Origin of the sequence: Gottfriedia luciferensis (assembly GCF_001712755.1) — a bacterium.
Classification (GTDB): Bacteria; Bacillota; Bacilli; order Bacillales; family Bacillaceae_G; genus Gottfriedia; species Gottfriedia luciferensis_B.
In genome coordinates this window covers 60591-82010 of record NZ_MDKC01000035.1, presented here as the reverse complement: position 1 = coordinate 82010, position 21420 = coordinate 60591, and the positions used below count along the sequence as shown (strand labels likewise).

Here is a 21420-nt window from a genome sequence, read left to right as displayed (position 1 = left end):
ATCGAATAATAAGCTTCAGTTAACTCTTTTATCAGGAGGATAAATATGAAGCGCACTTTTAAAATAATTGGAATTTGTTTACTTATATTGATCATAATTAGTGTTGGATCGATATTTCTATCCCCAAGACCTGTAACGTGGTTTTTGAAAAAGTCTTTTGCCGGTGGAATTGAAGTAGAGGCAGCTGATTATGGCATAGCAAAACAAAAAACAAGTATGGATACTGATATTGAGTACTCAACAAAATATAAAAGCAGTACTTTTGATTTGATTAAGTATAAAGGTGATCTGAAATACGTTCCAACCATTTTTTGGATTCATGGTGGTGCTTTTGTAGCGGGAGATAAAAATGATGTACGGAAATATGCTACATATATAGCAAGTCATGGGTATAATGTAGTGAATATAAATTACCCCTTAGCTCCGAGTGTTGCTTATCCAATACCTTTACAACAAATTGATCAAGCGTACCGATTTATTAAAAAAAACGCTGGTAAATATGGACTGGATTTAAACAATATTTATATTGCTGGAGATTCAGCTGGAGCTCAGCTTACAGCACAATTTGTAAGTATTCAAATGAATAAAAACTACTCCAATACAGCTAAAATAGGTCAAAGCATCGATCCAAATACAATACGTGGGGCAATACTTCTTTGTGGTCCTTATGATCTGAAAGAAGTTCAGACGCACGCTTCATCAACGTTGATGAAATTTGTATTTAAGCGAGTTGGCTGGGCTTATTTTGGAAAATACAACTGGGAAGATGAAAAGATGACAAAGGAATCTTCCCTTTTAAGAAATGTACCAGAAAGATTTGTTTCAACATTTATAACTGACGGAAATACAGGTTCCTTTGAATCACAAGGTAAAAAATTTGCAACATTACTAGAAAAAAGAACAGGTGTTAAACAAGTCTTTTATAGTAAATCAGAAGGAAAACTAGGTCATGAATACCAGTTCCAAATGAATACGAAAGCCGCTCAAAATACATTTAATGAACTACTCAATTTCTTGAATGGTACGAAAGTTTCTCAAATACAACCGTGAGTTCAAAAATAAATAAGAATCAATTTGAATGCAAATGAGATTTCAATGTTTTTGAAGTCTCTTTTTTTGCACTTTGTTTTCTCCTCGGGGCAAAAAAGAATTAAAGTTAATCAACTTTTGATAAATTTCTTGATAGATTACGTCGAAAATCTTTTAGATGTTGATTTGATAAGGGATAAATAACCCGATTGACCGAATATTCAGAATAATTAATAATAAAAGTGATTTTTGTTTCTGAATTTTAGGAGGTAGAGAATGGGAAAACATTTTTCTAGAAGTAAGTTTGTCAAAAGTTTTTCAGTGTTAGCATTATCGTCTGGTTTTATTGTTGGCTCCTTAAGTCATGTAACAATCTCATCAAAAGCTGCAACATACTCGAAAGTAGAAGATATGCTTGCAAATTTATCATCAGCTCAAAGAGCAGCACTTCATCAGCTTTCAACAAGTAATGAGACAGGGCTACAAGTTAATCAAGATATTGATTTAGATTCTACTACTCAAACGAGCGTTATTGTCGAATTTAATAATAAACCTGCAAAAGTCGCTCAGCTTGAATCTTCTTTAAATGGTAAACAGCTCACAAAGAACGAGGCATCAAACCTTGTTGATCAAGACCATGCAACTTTTTCAAAAGATTTAGGACAAGTATTAACCGAAGAAAATCATAAAAGTGTAAATTACAAAGTAAATCGTTCATTTAAGCATGCTTTTAATGGTGTTTCAATGAGTCTTCCAGCAAATCAAATAAAAAATCTACTAAAATCAAAAGCTGTTAAAGCGGTTTGGAGTAATGAAGAGGTACATGCAGATGTAGATAATACTCAAGAAGGATTACAAGCTGGAGGATCAAGCAATGAATCAGCCCTTTCTTTTCTAGGAGTAGATAAGCTTCATCAGGAAGGTATTACTGGAAAGGGAGTTAAAGTAGGAGTAATTGATACAGGTATCGACTATAATCATCCAGATTTAAAGGATGTATATAAAGGTGGATACGATTTTATTGATAATGACAATGATCCGATGGAAACAACATACGAAGATTGGAAAAAATCCGGTTTTGCCGAATTTTACTGGGCTACAGGAGCATCGTATTATACTGAACATGGTACGCATGTCGCAGGAATCATCGCTGGTCAAGGAAAAAATGACGGGGATATTAAAATGAAAGGTATTGCACCAGATGTTGAGTTACATGCATACCGTGTATTAGGGCATTATGGTTCTGGTACAGATTCTAGTGTTTTGGCAGGGATTGATCAAGCTGTAGCAGATGGGATGGATGTCATTAATTTATCTTTAGGTGCAGGAATAAATAATCCTCTGTATTCCACAAGTATTGCAATTAATCAAGCAGTACTCAGCGGGGTTACAGCAGTTATCGCTGCAGGAAACAGCGGAAATGATATGTACACATTAGGTTCTCCAGGTACTGCAGCACTTGCTTTAACTGTAGGCGCAAGTAATGAACCAAATAATTTACATACATATAAGAGTGTACTACAAACAGGTACTGACTCAATTTCAACTGACTTGCAAGAAATGGCAAAAGGATATACAGATCATGTTGAGCAATTAAATGGCCAATCCTATTCAATAATTGAAGTAGGTTATGGTGCACAGTCGGATTATAAGAATAAAGATGTAAAGGGGAAAATTGCATTAATTAGTCGCGGGAATAATATTACTTTAGGAGATAAAGTTAAATTTGCAAAACAAAACGGTGCAGTAGCTGCATTACTTTTTAATAATAATCCAGATGAGGGACTAATACCTGCTTATTTAGGTGATGGATTAGATTATATTCCAACTTTCACCTTAACGAACGCGCAAGGTTTAGCATTGAAATCAAAGATTAATACAACAAGTAAATTTACTTTTAATGAACTTGGACAAATTCAAACGAAAGCAGATGAGTTAGCGGATTTTAGTTCACGTGGACCAGCTCGAGTTACTTACGATATAAAACCAGAAGTTACAGCCCCAGGTGTAGGCGTTTTTTCTACAGTGCCAGCTTATATGATCAATAAAAATACGCCAAATGATTATAAGTATGCGTATGAACGTCTCTCAGGTACATCCATGGCAACACCAAATGTTGCAGGGATGGCGGCACTTTTACTCCAAGCAAAACCAAACATAGAGCCAAGTGATGTCAAAGCGATTCTAATGAATACAGCTACTCCATTAAGTAAGGATTATAGCGTGTTTGAATCAGGTGCAGGTCGAGTAGATATTTATAAAGCGGTGCATTCATCCATTGAAGTGAAAGTTCAAAATGAAACACCAATTTTAAAAAATGGAAAAGAAAAATCAATTAAAGATGAAACGGGTGCTCTTAGCTTTGGTTCAGTCGATCTAAGTGAAGATGTTAACGAAGAACGTAAAGTTGTAATTAAAAATATAGGTAGTGAGGCAAAAACATTTGATGTAGCAGTTAAATTTCAAACAGGACTAAGAGGATCTAAAGATGCCGACAAAAATGGAGTAAAGCTCTCTATCGAACCGACCATTAAGCTACCTGCAAATTCACAAAAAAATACCAATGCTTCAATCTTCATACCGAAAACTGCAGAAAAAGGGAATTATGAGGGATATATCATCTATACAAATCAAAAAGATCAAAAAGAAACATATAAAGTACCTTTTGCAGTACATGTTGTTGAAGAAGGAATAGCAGTTTTTGAACCATCATCAACTGGGTTATCCGAAGACCATTATAGAGATTCATATTCAAGTCCTAACACAATTAAGGCGATAACTGCTCAGGTTCAAATGAAATCAAATAGTAGAAATATTGATTTCATTTTGGAAGATGGAATGACAAATCAGGAAATAGGTTTTCTTGGAACAGTGAATGGATTTAGCTTAAATGAAGGTGATTTAGTTAATATAAGTCTCTTTAATGGTACGTATTATCCTTTTGATAAAACATCTCCGAACGGTATAAGTTCTACAAGCGTTGTGTTGGGTGAAGGTTTTTATAGGATCAAAATGCTTGCAACATCCGACACTGGTAAACAGTTCATAACATACCGTAATTTAATTATTGATAACAGAAAGCCTAAATATACAATTGATGGTCCAGTAGGGGATATAATTGAATATGAGGAAGGACAAAAATCTGTTACCATAACTGGCTCAGTGTTCGACCAGGATATAGAGGATTATAAAGCAGCTGGAATGAAAATTGATCAATCTGCTAACAAGGTCTACGATATAGCACAAGGAGATATTCCTGTTGAAATACCTGTTAATAAGGATGGTACGTTTAAATATGATGTACCAATAGGCTTGGGGGTAAAGATTGTAAAATTAGTAGTTACCGATTCTGCCGGAAACGGTAGTGTCATTCCTAAAACAATTAAAATCTTGAAAAAAGGTACACCATATTTGACAGCGGTTGTAGATAAAGATACGGCGAAACCGGATGATCTTGTTAAAGCAAAAATCGTTTTAAAAAATGCTGTCGATTTTAAGAAAGGTACGGTAAATTTAAGCGTTCCATCAGACTTTTTATCGATTGAGGATATTGCACTTCATCCAGACTCTAGTAAACTTGGAGAGATAAAGTTTACTAAAACTGTAGGTAATAGTGTGACTGTAGAAGCTTCTGATAATAATACGCAAACTTTAAACGGAGATATCCCACTAGCAGAAGTTACGTATAAAGTAAAAGATTATAACTTTGAAATCAGACCAGATAGTAGTCTTATTTATGCATCTAGCTCATATGTAAACCGATCAGGAAAAACAACTTCTCTTATCACAAATTCACCATATGTTGATTTAGTTCCAACATATTCGAAAATGAAATCTATTTTATATGCTGAAGGTTTATTAACTAGTAGTGGAGCATTTGATAGTAAGAGAGATTACAGTTTAGTAGGAGCGGATGTGTCGGTCCAAGATTCTACGGGAAATAAGTATGACCAAATTTTTAATAAGTTTGGAAAAATTGAAGCTTTACATTTAGCCCTTACTGATCAACCGTTACGATTAACTGTTAAAGTTCCTGGACATTTTAGAAGTCTTTATGACTTTAATATTGGTATGTTAAATGAAAAAGGTGAATTAACTGGTCAATTTAAAAAGATTAATCTTCCATTATTACTTGGTGGAGATGTAAATGGAGACGACGTAATTGACGTAATGGATGCACTATATATTCAAACATACTGGGGAACAAACAAACGAAGTGCAGATATTAATATGGATGGTAAAGTAGATGCAAAAGACTTTGCATTTGTAGAAAAAAACTACTTAATGCAAAATCCTTCAGTGCAAAATGCACCAAAACCAAAAAGTAAATATAAAATGAAAACATTAGAGATTGTTAAGGAAGAGTTAGGTCTCTAATCTACTACTGCTATAAATTATAAAAACCGATTTCCTTCTATTAAGGAAATCGGCTTTTTATTTAACTCAAAATGTAAATTGAAATTATTTTACACCAACTGCATCAAATGCATTATTAACAGTTGTTACCTCAGCAGAGCTTGCACCATATAAGTCAGCAGCAGATTGTACAAGTGCTGCACGAGCTTGACTAAATGTTGCTGAAGAAGTTAAGTAAACTGTATTTGCACGATAGAAAATTTTAGCTAGTTTATCATTACCGATGCCTGTTACAGATACACCGTAATGAGTTCCACCTACTGCAATTAAGTAAGCAGCTTTATTGATGATACTACTATTTGTATGAACGCCTCCATTATCAGAAGTTCCAGTGTAACGTTTTGAGTAGTGATCTGGATCACCGTATTTAGTTGGGTCACTCATTGAACGAAGTGAGTCACCAGCAATACCTGGTGTGTAGATATCCTCACCAATCTCGTAATCTGGATTGTTATTATTATAGAACTCAATAACAGTTCCAAAAATATCCGAAATAGCTTCGTTTAATGCACCAGATTCATTTTGATAGATTAAGTTAGAGCTTCTTTCTGTAACAGCGTGAGTTAATTCATGCGCTACTACGTCAAGTCCACCTGATAAGTAAGTAAATGTTGTTCCATCACCATCACCATAAACCATTTGAGAACCGTTCCAAAATGCATTGTTATAACTACGGCTATAATGGACAGTTGATTTTAAAGCAGCACCATTACCATCAAATGAATTACGTCCAAAAACAGTTTTATAGTAGTCGTATGTTTTTCCAGCATAATAATGTGCATCAACTGCCGCAGCTTCAGCTGTGCTATTTAGTAGTGTGTCAGTGCTTGATAAAAGCGTTCCAGGAAGAGTTGTACGATTAGCTCCATTATATGTGAAAATACCGTTTCCTCTAGTATTGTCTTGTAAATAATAAGTTGAACCAGATTGAGTCATATTTAATGTTTTTGTATCACCAAGTACACCTTTACCTGTTGCAGTTACATTTGTACCAGTAACTGATGGTTTAGCAACTGATGATCCAGCTGATTTACTAGCAGCATGGATGCTATCCATTGTATCAATACTATTGTAGCTATTTAAAATTTTACCAGTTGAAGCTTCAATGAAATAATTATAGTTTCCAGGTTTTGGAGAAAGGAAGTTTAAGTTTACTAGATAAGCATAAGTTGCATTATCACCATTTGTATAAACTACTAGTTGAGCTGTAGGGTCTTTTTCATAGTCAGGGGTATATCCAAGGTCTGCTTCTGCGATTTTGATCGATTTATTAGCGTTAACTTTTTTAGTAGATTTTAACCCTTTTTTAGTATCTAAGTTTGGAATAACTGTACCAGAGAAAACAGTTAGAACTCCATTATCTCCAACTACTGCCGTTTGAGTTGATCCCCATACAGGAACACCGTTATAAACTTGTTGTAGGTGAAGAGCAGTACCGTAAGTATCTTTTTTACTAGACTGAACAATGAACGAATCATCTGCAGACTTCGATCCTAGTTTGAACTTATCTTTGTTAGCATTTACATAAGCTTTTACAACGCCTTCAGCATTTTTAGCTGATGGTTTTGTCAGTTGTCCAGAAACGAATTCAGGAGATCCCACTGATTTGTTGTACTTGTAATTTGATAATACATTTTTTGGTGCAGCATATGTATTAGTTACTGATAAACTACTTGCCGCCAAACCTACCGATAATCCAACCGCTAAAACTTTTTTGTTCATTAAAAATTCCTCCCCTTGGTTAACAATGTGGTATTGAGGAATTCATCGTATCATCTGAAAAACTGGTTTATCAAACTACAAAATTCGACAAATTTTGCATTTTGTGAGGGAAAAATAAGCGGAAATATCGAAGAAAAAATAATTCAGAATCTTTAAAATAGTTAAAAAGTATCAATTTTAGTTAAAAAATGGTAAATAAAAAATCGAATTTTATTAAGAATATGTATGATTTTGGTTAAAATTAACTCAAAAAAACGGAGTCTCTGGAGAGAAAAAGCATTAAAATTATTATATTAGTAAATAATTGTTTTCTGTTTTAGTTTGAAGTTAGGACAGAAATACAAAAAAAGCAGAAAAGGTAAAGAATTTCTGCTTTCCTAGTTTTAGTATTCATTTATCTTTTTTAACCGACTAGTTGTCCTCGTATCGAAAGAGATTATGATGATATTATTCTAGAAATAAGAAATTCACTGAACTCCGAAAAATTAGTAATTGTCCAACTAAGTATAAAATCACCCTAAAATTACCAAAATAAATAATAAAAACTAGTAAAAGGGTGAGTTACTTGAGTATCGAATTCCAGGTTGGAAAAGATTACGAAAATGGTTCAATTAAAGACGTTTTACACGATTTAGGTTTTCAAGAAGATGGTAGAGCGTATACAAAAGACGGAAAGAGATTTAAGTATGAAGGCTGTGATAAGTATCAAAGCTATATCTTTTCTGTGACGATGAATCAATTAAATTAAAGTTTTATAAATAAAGCTAATTTGTTTTTGGGTTAAATTAGGCTATTTATTAAAATCCTATTGAAATTTCAATAGGATTTTTTTTTTCAACGACTTTTTCTCCAAATTTACACAAATTCTTCCTCATTTTTGTATCGAAAATAGTCGAAAGTAGTCAGTTTTTTTAAAAAGTGTTGGTGTTACTGCATTAAAATAACCCGTTTGACCTCCAATTGAATTTTCAGAATAATTGATTACGTAGTCGGAAAATAGGAGGAAGAGGATGGGGAGTAATTTATATAAAGGAAATTTTCTGAAAGGTATGGGTGTCGTAGCGCTATCATCAAGTTTGATTTTTGCCTCTTTAGGAAATGTAAATCATGTTTCAAAAGCTGAAAGTTATTCAAAAGCAGAAGATATTCTTGCAAAATTAACACCAACGCAAAGGGCAGCTTTAAATGAGCTATCAACAAATGAGTCGAAAGGTCTGCAAATATCGGATATAGATTTAAATTCCAATGAACAAACAAGTGTAATCGTTGAGTTTGCCAATAAACCGGCAAAAGTTGCACAAATAGAAGCAAGTGCAGAAGGTCAACAATTATCGCAGTCTGAAGCTTCTAAACTAGTTGAACAGGACCATGAGAATTTCCAAGAAGATGTAAGTAAGATTTTAGTTGATGAAAAAAAATCAAAAGTAAATTTTAAAATTAATCGCTCATACAAGCATGCTTTCAATGGTGTAGCGATGAGCATACCGGCCAATCAAATTAAAAACCTTTTAAAATCAAAAGCGGTTAAAGCTGTTTGGAAGAATGAAAAGTTTTCAATTGATCCACCTAAACAGGCAGAAAATAATGAACAGTTAAAGGCTGATGAGTTTAATGTAGCAAATTATTCTCCATATGATGGCTTAGATTGTTTGCATGCAGAAGGTTTTACAGGAAAAGGAATCAAAATCGGAATTCTTGATACTGGAATTGATTATAATCACCCTGATTTAAAAGATGCATATAAAGGTGGTTATGATTTCGTTAATAATGATAGCGACCCGATGGAAACTACATATGCGGATTGGAAAAAATCAGGTCAACCAGAGCTTGCTGGCTCAAATACATATTATACTGAACACGGTACGCACGTTGCTGGAATTATTGGTGGTCGTGGTGTTGCTAATAGTGAGTATAAAACACTAGGTGCTGCACCGGAAGCAGATCTTTATGCTTATCGAGTGTTAGGACCATATGGTAGTGGAATAACTGCTAATATTATTGCTGCGTTAGACAAAGCTGTGGCAGATGGTATGGATATCATTAATATGTCTTTAGGAGCGTCAATTAATGATCCTCTTTATGCTACATCAGTGGCTGTAAATAATGCAGTTTTAAGCGGTGTAACTGCTGTAGTAGCTGCAGGGAATAGTGGAGATCAAATGTATACGCTTGGATCTCCAGGTTCATCAGCTTTAGCATTAACTGTTGGAGCTTCTTCAACAGCGATTAATATGTTTCAGTTTACTGGATTACAAAATGGTAAAAATTATACTGTAAGAGAAATGGCAAGAAATTATACAGATGACTTAAATTCTTTAAAAGGAAAAACGTTTAAATTAGTAGATGTCGGGCTAGGTAAAGTAGCAGATTATAATGGCAAAGATGTAAACGGAAAAATAGCTATTATCTCCCGTGGGGAAACAGCATTCGTCGATAAAATTAAACTAGCAAAAAGTAAAGGCGCAGCTGGCGTTATTATTTATAATAATGAAGTGAATAAAGCAGAAGGACTTATCCAAGCGTATTTAGGTGAATCTGTCAATTCAATTCCTAGTTTTTCAGTTTCATATGAAGACGGATTGGCTATCTCAACAGCGATGAAATCTGGTAATACTGATTTCACATTTGGTGATTTCACGAAAGTTAAAACACCAGATGATGAATTAGCAGTATTTAGCTCAAGAGGTCCCTCAAGAGTGAATTATGACATAAAGCCCGAAATTACTGGACCTGGTGTCGCGGTTCTTTCAACTGTTCCATTTTATGTAAATAATAAAGCAGCAGACGGTACGAAGCCTGAAGATTATAAAATAGCTTATGAACGCTTATCTGGTACATCAATGGCAACTCCTTATGTTGCAGGAGTTTCAGCATTATTACTTCAATCAAATAAAGATTTACAACCTGCAGACGTAAAATCAATCCTAATGAATACGGCTGATCCTTTATCGAAAGATTACAGTGTATATGAGATTGGTAGTGGAAGAGTAGATGCTTATGAAGCTATTCATTCAAATGTTGAATTTAGTGTTGTTGATAAAACACCAACAATTATTGATGGAAAAGAAAAATCAATTAGTGAGTTAACTGGTGCAATGAGTTTTGGTTCAATTAGCTTTAATGATAAAGATCAAACTTCAGCACGAAATATTACATTAAAAAATAGAAGTGAAAAAGCAAAAACCTTTAGTATCGAAGCTAAATTCCAAACAGGTCTTAGAGGTTCAAAAGATGCTGCAAAAAATAATGTAGCGATATCAGGTCCAACATCAGTAAAGTTAAATGGAATTAGTTCAAAATCTATTAAACTAAATTTAAACATTCCAAAATCTGCGGAAAAAGGAATTTACGAAGGCTATATTGTATTTACAAATAATGCTGATTCAACTGAAAACTATCAAATTCCATTTGGTATTCATTATGTAAAAGATGGATTTAATTCAATGGAAACATACAATAAGATGCAGACTTCAGACTACAATAATTTCTATCCTTTATTAAATTACACAACAGGAGTAGTTTTCAACACTAGATCGAGTATGGAAACAATTGATTTTGTCTTATTAGACAGTGAAACAGATCAAGGGATTGGCTATTTAGGAACAATTAATTCATCTCAGATGAATGAAAATACGGATTATTATCAAGACGGAGTATTTGGAGGCTATTATTTTCCATTCACTGGAAATCCGAAGCAACCAATATCAACTACAAAGGTTAAGGTACCGTATGGACCTGGACATTATAAAGTAAAAATAATTGGTACAAATCGAGACGGTAAAACTTTTACGATGATTGACCATACAATGATTGATATTACAGGTCCCAAATTTACAACAGATTTAGAAGAAGGAGTAATCGAGTATAAGCCTGGTACGACGTCTTATCCAATTTCAGGTAAAGTGTTTGATATGACTCAGGATGAATACAGAAAACAAGGCATTTCAATCAATCAATCTGGCAATTTCGTCATGGAAAAGAATAATAGTTCATTATTTACAAACGGATTTCACGTGGATGCAACCGGAAACTTCACATACAATATTCCAATAAGTGCGAAAAGCTTTAATGTAGAACTTGCAGGGTATAATTCAGCGGCGATCGGTGACCGTTATAAATACTATACTTTTATTCCGGAAGGCACTCCAATTGTATATGGAAGTGTAGATAAAAAGATCGTAAATCAAGGTGAAAATATTAAGGTGACATTAACGGCTAGTAATCTTATAGATGCGAAAAAGCTGGATACTAGTTTTGCATTTACAAGTAGCCAATTAGAGGTTTTAGACGTGAAATTGAATCCGGCGATTGAAAAGTTTGGTACTGCTAAACTGACAACTACCTCTGTTCCAACTGGTTCTTTAAAAGTAAGTGTAGAAATGACAGACAGTAAAGTAACAGGTGATGTACCTTTTGCAGAAGTAACATTAAGGATAAAAGATGACACGTTTAATATGCTATCAACTTTCAAATCACCAACAGCGTCTTATGTAAATGAGACAAACCAAACGATCTCCATGTTTTCAACAATTACACCAATTTGGAGCCAACCAATTAAATCAAAAATATCTGGTGGCATTAGTATACCGGATTCATTGAAAAGAGAAGGTAGAAATTCGTGGAGGGTAGACCCTTCAAAAATTGGAGCGGTTCTTTCTGTAAAGGATCAAAGCGGAAAAAGCTATCCGGGAGTCATTAGTTCATTAGGTTTACCATCCATTGAAAAGTTACCAGTTACATTAGAAGAAATGAATGCTTCACTTGATATACCCGGTCATTTCACAATGTATGTGCCTTTCCATGTAGGCTTTTTAGATGACGAAGGTACGCCAACTGCACACTGGAATCCAGAAGTAAACTTTAGTACACCAATTGCAGGAGATGTTAACAAAGACAATGTAATCGATTTAATGGATGCATTATACATCCAAACATATTGGGGTACGAATAAACGAAGCGCAGATATTAATTTTGATAATATTGTTGATGCAAAAGATTTTGCTTTCTTTGAGAAAAATTACTTAATGCAAAATCCAACGGTTGGGGATGCACCAAAACCGGTTAAAAAATATAAGGGTAAAACGATTGATGATATTAAGGAAGAGTTAGGGATCAATTAAATAATTAAATGAGACAAACCCTTCTAGTAGATAGCTATAGTAGTCTGCTAGAGGGGTTTTTATATATGCTTTAGATTAGTGAAATATAAGATAACTAGCTCACCTTAGGGGGGAGTCCATCTCCTAGTACCAATGAATCTTGTGGAAGAAAACAAATAAAACTTTAGAGGTATAATTAGTAGACATGCTAAATAGAATGATACAAAGAACTAGTCCTAAGTAGGTTTTAATAATAGGACTAGTTCTTTTTACGAAAAATCGTTGTTCTATATAAGTAGGAGGGGCAATTATGAACTTTACAGATTATCTAATAAATGTAAAAAAACTAAATGAAGTAAAAGCAAGTCAATATAATCATAGACTTTCAACTTTAAAAAAATATAGAATTTATAACAATGAAAAAGTATTAAGTGTTCATATGTTAAAGAGGATTAAAAGTCTCTCCAAAGATACAACAAAACAATATTTAAGGACGATTAATTATCATATTGAATTTTTGAATGATAACTATAGGATGTAATAAATGTTCGTTACTCGTATACTTTGTTTATCTACGCTAAATAATGTTTGAAAGGACACTCTAAAGGATAAAATCCTGATAGATTGTCTTTTTTTATTAAACAGTTTTTGAAGGGGATGTAAGTAAATATGAAGAATTTTTATAGAGGAAGTATTTTATTTATTTTAATGCTTTTTATCATGAGCGGATGTAATGGGAATACACTTAATACAACTAAAATTTCAGATGAGACAAAGGTGGCGAATGTTACAATGAACCCTTCTTTTTTTGTAGATCCATCAATCGATTTTTCAACGAATCAAATGACTTCGATTATTATTGAATTTAAAACAAAGCCTGCTGTGGTAGCTGTAAAGGAAGCAGAGGCAGCTGGAAAACAACTTACTTTGGAAGAGGCAACTAAGCAAGTAGAAGAAAGTCATGCAAAATTTCAGGAAGAATTAAAAACACTTCTAGGAGATCAACATGTACCGTATACAATTAGGCATGTTTATAAGACTGCACTGAATGGTGTATCAATGGAGCTACCTGGCAAAGATATTAAACGATTATCACAATCAACAGTGATTGCAAGAATCTATCCAAATAAAAAAGTACATATCATGCCTCCTGTTACACCGTATAATCAGAAATAATACTCATTAGTAGTGCCTCAAAAGTTTACACACTTTTGAGGTACTTTTTTTAGAAGGAAAATTTGAGATTTAACAATCACTTCAAATACTATTTCATTAAAAACGATTAATTAAGCGTTTTTAATCTACAAAAACAAAATAAATTTGCTATTATGATATAAAAAAGCTAGAAGTGAAGGTGAAACACGATGGAAATTCATTTAGTTGCAAAAGATGAGTTAGAAGCTTCAGGGATTAGGTGGGTCGTGGAATCTCACTTTACTGGTATTAACCTTGTTTCTTGGAAAACGATGGGAGAATTTGAAAAGGCTATTCAAAAGCAGCAGCCTGACCTGGTCATATTTGATATGGATCATTGGAAAAATGAGAGTGAAAGATTTGGTGATTTAATCCAAAAATTTTCAATTCGTTGGTTAGGGATTTCATCTGAGCGAATTTTTCAAACTGCCTATCTTGCATTACAATATCGAGCAGAGGATGTATTGTTTCGCCCGTTTTCTCCAACTGATTTAATTAAGCATATACAACAATTACGCTATCAAATTCGTAATAAAGAAAGATACTTTACTAGAAACATTAATGAAGAAATAAACCCATTTAATATAGATTATCCTGACCTTTTTTTGAATGAAAGAATGTATGATGGTCCGATTACGATGGTTGCATTTTTGACACCAAATTCTGGGACGCTACCTCTTGTCTATAAAGCATTAGAACGAAATCCTTTTACCGGGAAAAATCGTTTATTCGTAGGGTCTGACTTTATTTTATGTGTACATGAAATTGATGAAGTGTTATTGCAGGACGAATATAATGCATTTCTTGCTCGTTGGAAAGAAATGATGGATGAGCCTCTTGCGATCGTCATGAAAGTTGGAGCAAGGGAAGAAACATTAAAAGATATTTTCGAGCAAACACTTCAGTTAACACGAAGAATCTTCTTTGAAGGTTATGATATTATTTTGGCTGAAAACGAACCAATGCCATATCAAGAGAAGGATCCATTCCTTACACCTCTAGAGCAACGCCACTGGATTGAAATGCTAGAAAAAAGAGATGCAAAAGCGATTCGGGACTGGATGGAAAGAGAATTTTTAACCTTTCAGCAGCCATGCCCAGATCCAGAAATTGTTCGAATCCGATTAACAAGTGTTCTTGCACAAATAAGAAGATATATGAAGTCAAATAATCTTCAAAATGCATCATGGGAAGGAACTTATTATGACATTTTCCAAAAAATTGTACATGGACCGATCATCTATCAAATTGTTCAAGAGTTGCTTGATTTTACAACAAGTCTATTACTACAAGGTCATGATTCTTCCCAAGAAGGTCATCGTACATTAGTTGAGAAAACAAGGGAGCTAATTGAATCGAATTATTGGGATGCAGGATGGAGTTTAACGGATTGTGCTGATGCACTTCGAATTAATAAAAGCACACTAAGCCGTCGCTTTGCAGCCGAATCAAATCATTCGTTTAGAGAGACGCTCCATGAAGTGCGAATTAGAGAAGCAAAACGATTATTAGATGAAACAGACTTACCACTAGATGAAATCTCAAGATTAGTTGGCTATTCTCACCAATCATATTTTAATGCAAAGTTCAAACAACTTGAGGGGTGTACGCCTTTAGTTTATCGATCAGGATTGTAGGATGTTGTTTAAAACACTAACGTATACCACTAATTGACTACTATTGCTATAGTAGTCTTTTTTTGTCATATTAGTATAATGTAACAGTGAAAACACAAGAGCGTTAGATTAACTAGAAAAAGGCGGTAAAATAGTGAAACTACCAAATTTTAAATACAATCCAAATCCAATAAAATTAGGTGTCATAATTGAAGAAGTGACAATTTGTCCTGTTTGTGAACAAAAACGGAATTTTGTTTATGAAGGTCCATTTTTCTCAGAGGAAGATGTTGAAGGTATTTGTCCATGGTGCATTGCAGATGGTTCAGCAGCACAAAAATATGATGGGGAATTTCAAGACCTAGAATCTTGTGATGAAGTTGACAGTGATGAATTTGTAGATGAATTGATTTATCGAACTCCTGGCTATACAGGGTGGCAACAAGAATACTGGCTTAGTCATTGTGGAGATTTTTGTTCGATTATTGATTATGTTGGATGGGAAGAAGTTCAGCATTTAGAAAATGAAATAGAGGCTGATCTAAACAGGTTATGTGAAGAGTATGGATTATCCATTCAAGAGTTTAAAGATACTTTAAAAAATGATGGTAATTTACAAGGTTATTTATTTCAGTGTAATTGCTGTAAAAAGCATCGACTTCATGCTGATGCATCATAATTAACTTTTTTCAATTGATTAATTATTATAAAATCAAACTTTATGTAGAGAAAATGAAAGGGGTTGCAACTATGTACGAATGGAACAAATTACTATTGGTTGGAGAACAAGACGGCGTAAAAGGAGATTTTAATACATTAATTTCAATGATGAATTATGTTAGATATACAACTTTGGAAGCTATTAAAGATATTTCAGTGGAGGAGTTAGATTATTTGCATACTCCAACAGGTAATACCATTGGGATGTTATTAACTCATATGGCAGGAGTTGAGTATTGGTATCAGCTTAATACATTTGAAAATCGAGATTTAAATTTAGAAGAAGAAGTGAAATGGTTACCTGGTTTAGATTTAGATGATCATGCTAGAAAGACGATTAAAGGCAATGATGCAGACTATTATATTAATCTTTTAAACTCGGTTCGAGAAGAAACTTATGCAAAATTTAATGCACTTTCAGATGAGTGGTTATATGAGCAGACAGAGTTTGGAAGAGCAAAAGCTACAAATTATTTTAAATGGTTTCATGTATTTGAGGACGAAATCAATCACCGTGGCCAAATCAGAATGATCCGTAAATTATATAAAAATGCTTAAAAATAGCCTGTATCGTCGATTTACAAAATAATCGATTATACAGGCTTTAAATTTTGGATTTTTTCCTACCATTCTCCCATATTAACTAGTACAGATCATTAACACATTCCCATCCAAATCTTCAAAGTTAAAATAGGCAAATTCTCCAATACGTTCAATTTCTTTTACGATTGTAATATTATTTTTTTTCATAAAGTTATAAGCAACGTCTATATTTTCAGTGTGGAAATTAAATAACACATTTTTTGAAGGTTCAAACTTAAAATTAGGATCAAAAGTATGATCATCTAATGTAAGTCCAGTAGTACCTGTTACTGGGATGTTGAAAACTGGGGATTCAATCTGGCTACTATCGAGCGTAATACCAAGGAGTTTACAATACCAATTAACTGATTTTTTTAGATCCTTTACATGGATAAAAACGTAGTTAACTTTATTAGCAATTGGGGAAACGGTTGATTTCATGACGATACCACCTTTCGAATTAATCAATTAATGAATTCAACATCACTTATTTTATCCCTTTTTTATAGTTATAGTTTTCATTTAAAATAGACTAATTAATTAATAGAAAATGAAATAGTTTATAAAAATATAAATTAAAGTTAAGGGGTGTGAAATAAATTATAAAATAATCACTATTTTATAATAAAATATCGGAAAATTCGTGTTAGACTGAAAATATCACATCAAGGGGGTATTAAATTATGAATACGGTTACAGTCGATAAAGTAGTTAGATATAGAGGTACGGAATTAAATACAAAAGGTTGGCAACAAGAAGCAGTTCTTCGTATGTTAATGAATAATTTAGATCCAGATGTAGCAGAGCGTCCAGAAGATCTTGTTGTATATGGTGGAATTGGGAAAGCAGCTCGTAACTGGGAGTGCTTCGATGCGATTGTTGATTCATTAAAGAATTTAGAAAACGATGAAACATTATTAGTTCAATCTGGTAAACCAGTAGCGATTTTTAAATCTCATACTGATGCACCACGTGTTTTAATTGCTAACTCGAATCTAGTACCTGCTTTTGCTAATTGGGATACTTTCCATGAATTAGATAAAAAAGGTTTAATGATGTACGGTCAAATGACAGCAGGTAGCTGGATTTATATCGGTTCTCAAGGTATTGTTCAAGGAACTTACGAAACATTTGCTGAATTAGCAAAACAACATTTCAATGGCACACTTGCAGGTACAATTACTGTTACTGCTGGTCTAGGTGGAATGGGTGGAGCACAACCACTTGCTGTTACAATGAATGGCGGAGTTTGTATCGGGATCGATGTAGATGAAACAAGAATCGATCGTCGTATCGAAACAAGATATACGGATGTAAAAACAAATTCATTAGATGAAGCAATACGTCTAGCTGAAGAAGCGAAAAAAGAAGGAAAAGCATTATCAATCGGACTTGTAGGAAATGCTGCTGATATTTTACCAGAAATGATTGCTAGAAACTTTATTCCAGAAGTATTAACTGACCAAACGTCAGCTCATGATCCATTAAACGGTTATACACCATCAGGAATGTCATTAGAAGAAGCTGCAGAATTAAGAGCTTCAAATCCAGAACTTTATGTTGCTCGTTCAAAAGCTTCAATGGCAACTCATGTAAAAGCAATGCTTGAAATGATGGAAAAAGGATCTGTGACATTTGATTACGGTAATAACATCCGTCAAGTTGCGAAGGATGAAGGAGTAGAAAATGCATTTGATTTCCCAGGATTCGTTCCAGCTTATATCCGTCCACAATTCTGTGAAGGTAAAGGACCTTTCCGCTGGGTAGCATTATCAGGTGATCCTGAAGATATTTACAAAACTGACCAAGCTATTTTACGTGAATTTGCTGATAATGAGCATTTATGTAATTGGATTCGTATGGCTCAGGAAAAAGTTCAATTCCAAGGTTTACCTTCTCGTATTTGCTGGTTAGGTTATGGAGAGCGCGCTCGTTTCGGTAAAATCTTGAATGACATGGTTGCAAGTGGCGAATTAAAAGCTCCAATCGTAATTGGACGTGACCACTTAGATTCAGGTTCAGTAGCATCTCCAAACCGTGAAACTGAAAGCATGATGGATGGATCAGATGCAGTAGCTGACTGGCCAATCTTAAATGCAATGATTAATGCAGTTGGTGGAGCTACTTGGGTATCAGTTCACCACGGTGGTGGAGTAGGAATGGGTTACTCTTTACACGCTGGTGTTGTAATTGTTGCAGACGGTACAAAAGAAGCAGAAGCACGTATTGAGCGCGTATTAACAACTGACCCTGGAATGGGTGTAGTTCGTCATGCAGATGCAGGTTATGAGCTAGCTAAACAAACTGCTCGTGAAAGAGGAGTAAATATTCCAATGCTTGATAAAGGGACTGATAAGTAATGACAAAACCAATTTGGATTAAAAATGCAGCTCAATTAGCAACGCTTGCTTCAAAAGTGAAAGGACCTCGCTCAAAGGAAGCAATGTCAGAGCTTGGTTTAATTGAAGACGGTAGCTTATGGATTGAAGATGGAGTTATCCAAGCTGTTGGTACAACAAAAGAAATTCAAGCTCGCTATGCAGAAAAAATTCATGAAGCAGAAGTAGTTGATGCATCAAACCAACTTGTTACTCCTGGTCTAGTGGATCCACATACACATGTTGTGTATGGTGGAAGCCGAGAGCGTGAATTTGAAATGCGTCTTGAAGGTGCAACATATATGGATATTATGAATGCGGGTGGCGGAATTCATGCGACTGCCCGCATGACTCGTGAAGCGACTGAAGAAGAATTGATGGCACAAACAATGCGTCGTCTAGATTCATTCATTGCACACGGTGTGACAACTGTAGAAAGTAAGAGCGGTTATGGAATGGATTTAGAAACCGAGCTAAAGCAGTTAAGAGTGATGAAAAAATTAAAATATATGCATGCAGTTGAATTAGTTCCTACTTTTATGGGTGCTCATGCAGTGCCGAAAGAGTTTAAAGGACGAGAAGATGAATTTGTTGATCACTTAATTAACGACATGCTACCAATCGTCGCAGAAGAAAAACTAGCTGAATTTAATGATGTTTTCTGCGAAAAAGGTGTATTTACGCCAGAACAATCAGAGCGAATTTTAGAAGCAGGTAAGAAATATGATCTAATTCCAAAAATTCATGCTGATGAAATTGAACCGTATGGCGGAGCGGAATTAGCTGCAAAAGTTGGTGCTATTTCAGCCGAGCATTTATTAAAAGCTTCTGATGAAGGTATTGCTGCAATGGCTGAATCAGGAACAATTGCTTGTCTTCTTCCTGCAACAGCACTTTATTTACGTGAAGATGCTGCAAAAGGAAGAAAAATGGTAGATGAAGGGGTAGCTTTAGCTATTTCAACTGACTGCAATCCAGGTTCTTCGCCAACAACTTCCATGCCACTTGTAATGAACTTAGCTTGTATTTCAATGAGACTAACTCCGGCTGAAAGCTTAACAGCAGCAACATATAATGCTGCGTGTGCTATTAATCGCCAAGATCAAATCGGCTCACTTGAAGTTGGAAAACAAGCGGACATTGTATTATGGAATGTTAAAAACTATCAAGAATTACAATATTTATTCGGCGTTAACCATGTGAAATCTGTTTGGAAAAAAGGCGTAAAGATTGTTTAAGTAGTAGAAAATGATAAATCAATGGGGGTCCCTTCTGATTAAAATTTAATAGGAGGAACTAGCTTTAATGAAAAATAATTATAGATTCTTTATCATTTTTATGATCATTATGATCACGATCGTTAATTATATCGACCGAGGTGCAATAGCGTATGCACAGGCTGAGATCATTAAGGAGTTTGGATTAAGTCCTATAAGTTGGGGTGAAATCTTAGGTTACTTTGGGTATGGGTATATATTCGGAGCATTATTTGGTGGGGCTTTCGCCGACAAAAAAGGTCCTAAATTTATGTGGTTACTTGCGGCAACTGCCTGGTCAATTTTTGAATTAGGCACTGTATTTGCTGGTAATTTAGGTGCGACTTTATTTGGTGGATCAGCTTTAGCTGGATTTGCAGTTTTCCGAGTATTATTTGGACTTGCAGAAGGACCTACGCTCTCAACAATGAATAAAACAATGGCTAACTGGGTTTCACCGAAAGAAAGAGGGTTTGCAGTTGCCCTTGGTTTAGTAGGTACACCAGTAGGAGCACTGATTACTGCACCAATCGTAGTTGCTCTATTATCAGTTGCAAGTTGGAAAGTGACATTTATTATTCTTGGGGTAGTTGGTTTAATTTGGGCATTTATCTGGTCTAAAGTATTTACAAACCTGCCAGAAGAAAATCCAAACGTCACAAAACAAGAACTTGAGTTAATCCGTTTGAATAATCCTGTTAGTGGAAAAAGTGAACAAGAATCTACACCGTGGTATTATTTTTTCAAGAATCCTACTTTAGTAATGAATGCAATTGGTTATTTTGCCTTTTTATATGTAAATATATTATTACTTACTTGGACGCCAAAATATTTACAAGATGAATTCGGATTTTCATTAGCATCACTAGGAATCATTGGGATGATTCCATGGATTGGAGCTATTTTTACAGGATTACTTGGCGGGAAAATATCAGATTCACTTCTTAGAAAAACAGGAAATTTACGTATTGCTAGATCTTGGTTCACAGTTATTTCATTATTCTTTACAGCAATTTGTTTCATGCTGATTCCAACAGTTCACAGTGCTACAGCAGTCCTAATCTTAATGTGTATTGGTAATGCATTTAACTATTTACCAAACTCAATTTATTGGACAGTAGTATTAGATACGGAACCAAAAAAAGCTGGAACATTTGGTGGTGTAACACATTTCATCGCAAACCTAGCTACAATTATTGCACCTACTTTAACAGGTAGTCTAGTAGCAAAACACGGATATAGTGCAATGTTTATCGCAGCATCAATCGCAGTAACATTAGGAATGGTAGCCATGATCTTTGTTAAACCAGGGAAAAGAGAACAAACTGCTAGACCTTCGAATGATCTTGCAGGTTAATAAAAGGGAAAAAGAGAAATTGTTTCGGCAATTTCTCTTTTTTAATGCTTA

Annotated in this window: 14 protein-coding genes; 12 read left to right on the top strand and 2 right to left on the bottom strand. The window is 34.4% G+C overall.

The features are described from left to right. The first annotated feature begins 45 nt into the window (after window positions 1–45). Window positions 46–1050: an alpha/beta hydrolase gene (locus BED47_RS19785; RefSeq protein WP_069035067.1), complete on the top strand. Its 1005-nt coding sequence runs from the start codon at window positions 46–48 to the stop codon at window positions 1048–1050. A 255-nt stretch (window positions 1051–1305) separates the two neighbouring features. Further along, window positions 1306–5406, top strand: coding sequence for a S8 family serine peptidase (locus BED47_RS19780; RefSeq protein ID WP_069035066.1), 4101 nt, complete (start codon window positions 1306–1308; stop codon window positions 5404–5406). An 84-nt stretch (window positions 5407–5490) separates the two neighbouring features. On the opposite strand, the gene BED47_RS19775 is transcribed toward BED47_RS19780, so the two are convergent. Further along, on the bottom strand, window positions 5491–7167 hold the full coding sequence (locus tag BED47_RS19775; RefSeq protein WP_069035065.1) for a M4 family metallopeptidase: 1677 nt from the start codon (window positions 7165–7167) through the stop codon (window positions 5491–5493). Window positions 7168–7732: 565 nt separating this feature from the next. Here BED47_RS19775 and BED47_RS19770 point away from each other — a divergent pair. The 7 genes from BED47_RS19770 to BED47_RS19740 all read left to right on the top strand — a co-directional run bounded on the left by BED47_RS19770 (window position 7733) and on the right by BED47_RS19740 (window position 16354). Beyond that, window positions 7733–7915, top strand: a complete 183-nt coding sequence (locus BED47_RS19770; protein WP_069035064.1) for a hypothetical protein — start codon at window positions 7733–7735, stop codon at window positions 7913–7915. A 262-nt stretch (window positions 7916–8177) separates the two neighbouring features. Next, a complete protein-coding gene (locus tag BED47_RS19765; RefSeq protein ID WP_069035063.1) occupies window positions 8178–12287 on the top strand; it encodes a S8 family serine peptidase in 4110 nt (1369 codons plus the stop codon). A gap of 289 nt (window positions 12288–12576) precedes the next feature. After that, the gene (locus BED47_RS19760) at window positions 12577–12807 is read left to right on the top strand and encodes a hypothetical protein (RefSeq protein ID WP_069035062.1); all 231 of its coding nucleotides are present in this window, start codon (window positions 12577–12579) and stop codon (window positions 12805–12807) included. Window positions 12808–12935: 128 nt separating this feature from the next. After that, window positions 12936–13442 (top strand): protease inhibitor I9 family protein, encoded by a 507-nt coding sequence (locus BED47_RS19755; RefSeq protein WP_254664633.1) that lies wholly within the window; start codon window positions 12936–12938, stop codon window positions 13440–13442. A gap of 188 nt (window positions 13443–13630) precedes the next feature. Beyond that, on the top strand, window positions 13631–15097 hold the full coding sequence (locus BED47_RS19750) for a response regulator transcription factor (protein WP_069035061.1): 1467 nt from the start codon (window positions 13631–13633) through the stop codon (window positions 15095–15097). A gap of 133 nt (window positions 15098–15230) precedes the next feature. After that, complete coding sequence (locus BED47_RS19745; protein ID WP_069035060.1) at window positions 15231–15755, top strand: CbrC family protein; 525 nt, start codon at window positions 15231–15233, stop codon at window positions 15753–15755. A 71-nt stretch (window positions 15756–15826) separates the two neighbouring features. Then, window positions 15827–16354, top strand: a complete 528-nt coding sequence (locus BED47_RS19740; protein WP_069035059.1) for a DinB family protein — start codon at window positions 15827–15829, stop codon at window positions 16352–16354. An 81-nt stretch (window positions 16355–16435) separates the two neighbouring features. Here the strand turns inward: BED47_RS19740 and BED47_RS19735 are convergent, their stop codons facing one another. After that, on the bottom strand, window positions 16436–16819 hold the full coding sequence (locus BED47_RS19735) for a VOC family protein (protein WP_069035058.1): 384 nt from the start codon (window positions 16817–16819) through the stop codon (window positions 16436–16438). Between the two features lie 242 nt (window positions 16820–17061). Here BED47_RS19735 and hutU point away from each other — a divergent pair, with 242 nt between their 5' ends. The 3 genes from hutU (at window position 17062) to BED47_RS19720 (ending at window position 21369) form a co-directional block, all read left to right on the top strand. Beyond that, entirely contained in the window at window positions 17062–18738 is a 1677-nt protein-coding gene (hutU, locus tag BED47_RS19730) for a urocanate hydratase (RefSeq protein WP_069035057.1), read from the top strand. Next, window positions 18738–19994: an imidazolonepropionase gene (gene hutI, locus BED47_RS19725; RefSeq protein WP_069035056.1), complete on the top strand. Its 1257-nt coding sequence runs from the start codon at window positions 18738–18740 to the stop codon at window positions 19992–19994. The genes hutU and hutI overlap by 1 nt, the downstream gene beginning before the upstream one ends. A 67-nt stretch (window positions 19995–20061) precedes the next feature. Beyond that, window positions 20062–21369, top strand: coding sequence for an MFS transporter (locus BED47_RS19720; protein WP_069035055.1), 1308 nt, complete (start codon window positions 20062–20064; stop codon window positions 21367–21369). Window positions 21370–21420 lie beyond the last annotated feature (51 nt).

Coding starts and splice junctions, on each gene's coding strand:
- BED47_RS19735 (WP_069035058.1), bottom strand. CDS start 16,819: ATGAAATCAACCGTTTCCCCAATTGCTAATAAAGTTAACTACGTTTTT.
- BED47_RS19720 (WP_069035055.1), top strand. CDS start 20,062: ATGAAAAATAATTATAGATTCTTTATCATTTTTATGATCATTATGATC.
- BED47_RS19740 (WP_069035059.1), top strand. CDS start 15,827: ATGTACGAATGGAACAAATTACTATTGGTTGGAGAACAAGACGGCGTA.
- BED47_RS19765 (WP_069035063.1), top strand. CDS start 8,178: ATGGGGAGTAATTTATATAAAGGAAATTTTCTGAAAGGTATGGGTGTC.
- hutU (WP_069035057.1), top strand. CDS start 17,062: ATGAATACGGTTACAGTCGATAAAGTAGTTAGATATAGAGGTACGGAA.
- BED47_RS19785 (WP_069035067.1), top strand. CDS start 46: ATGAAGCGCACTTTTAAAATAATTGGAATTTGTTTACTTATATTGATC.
- BED47_RS19760 (WP_069035062.1), top strand. CDS start 12,577: ATGAACTTTACAGATTATCTAATAAATGTAAAAAAACTAAATGAAGTA.
- BED47_RS19755 (WP_254664633.1), top strand. CDS start 12,936: ATGAAGAATTTTTATAGAGGAAGTATTTTATTTATTTTAATGCTTTTT.
- BED47_RS19775 (WP_069035065.1), bottom strand. CDS start 7,167: ATGAACAAAAAAGTTTTAGCGGTTGGATTATCGGTAGGTTTGGCGGCA.
- hutI (WP_069035056.1), top strand. CDS start 18,738: ATGACAAAACCAATTTGGATTAAAAATGCAGCTCAATTAGCAACGCTT.
- BED47_RS19750 (WP_069035061.1), top strand. CDS start 13,631: ATGGAAATTCATTTAGTTGCAAAAGATGAGTTAGAAGCTTCAGGGATT.
- BED47_RS19780 (WP_069035066.1), top strand. CDS start 1,306: ATGGGAAAACATTTTTCTAGAAGTAAGTTTGTCAAAAGTTTTTCAGTG.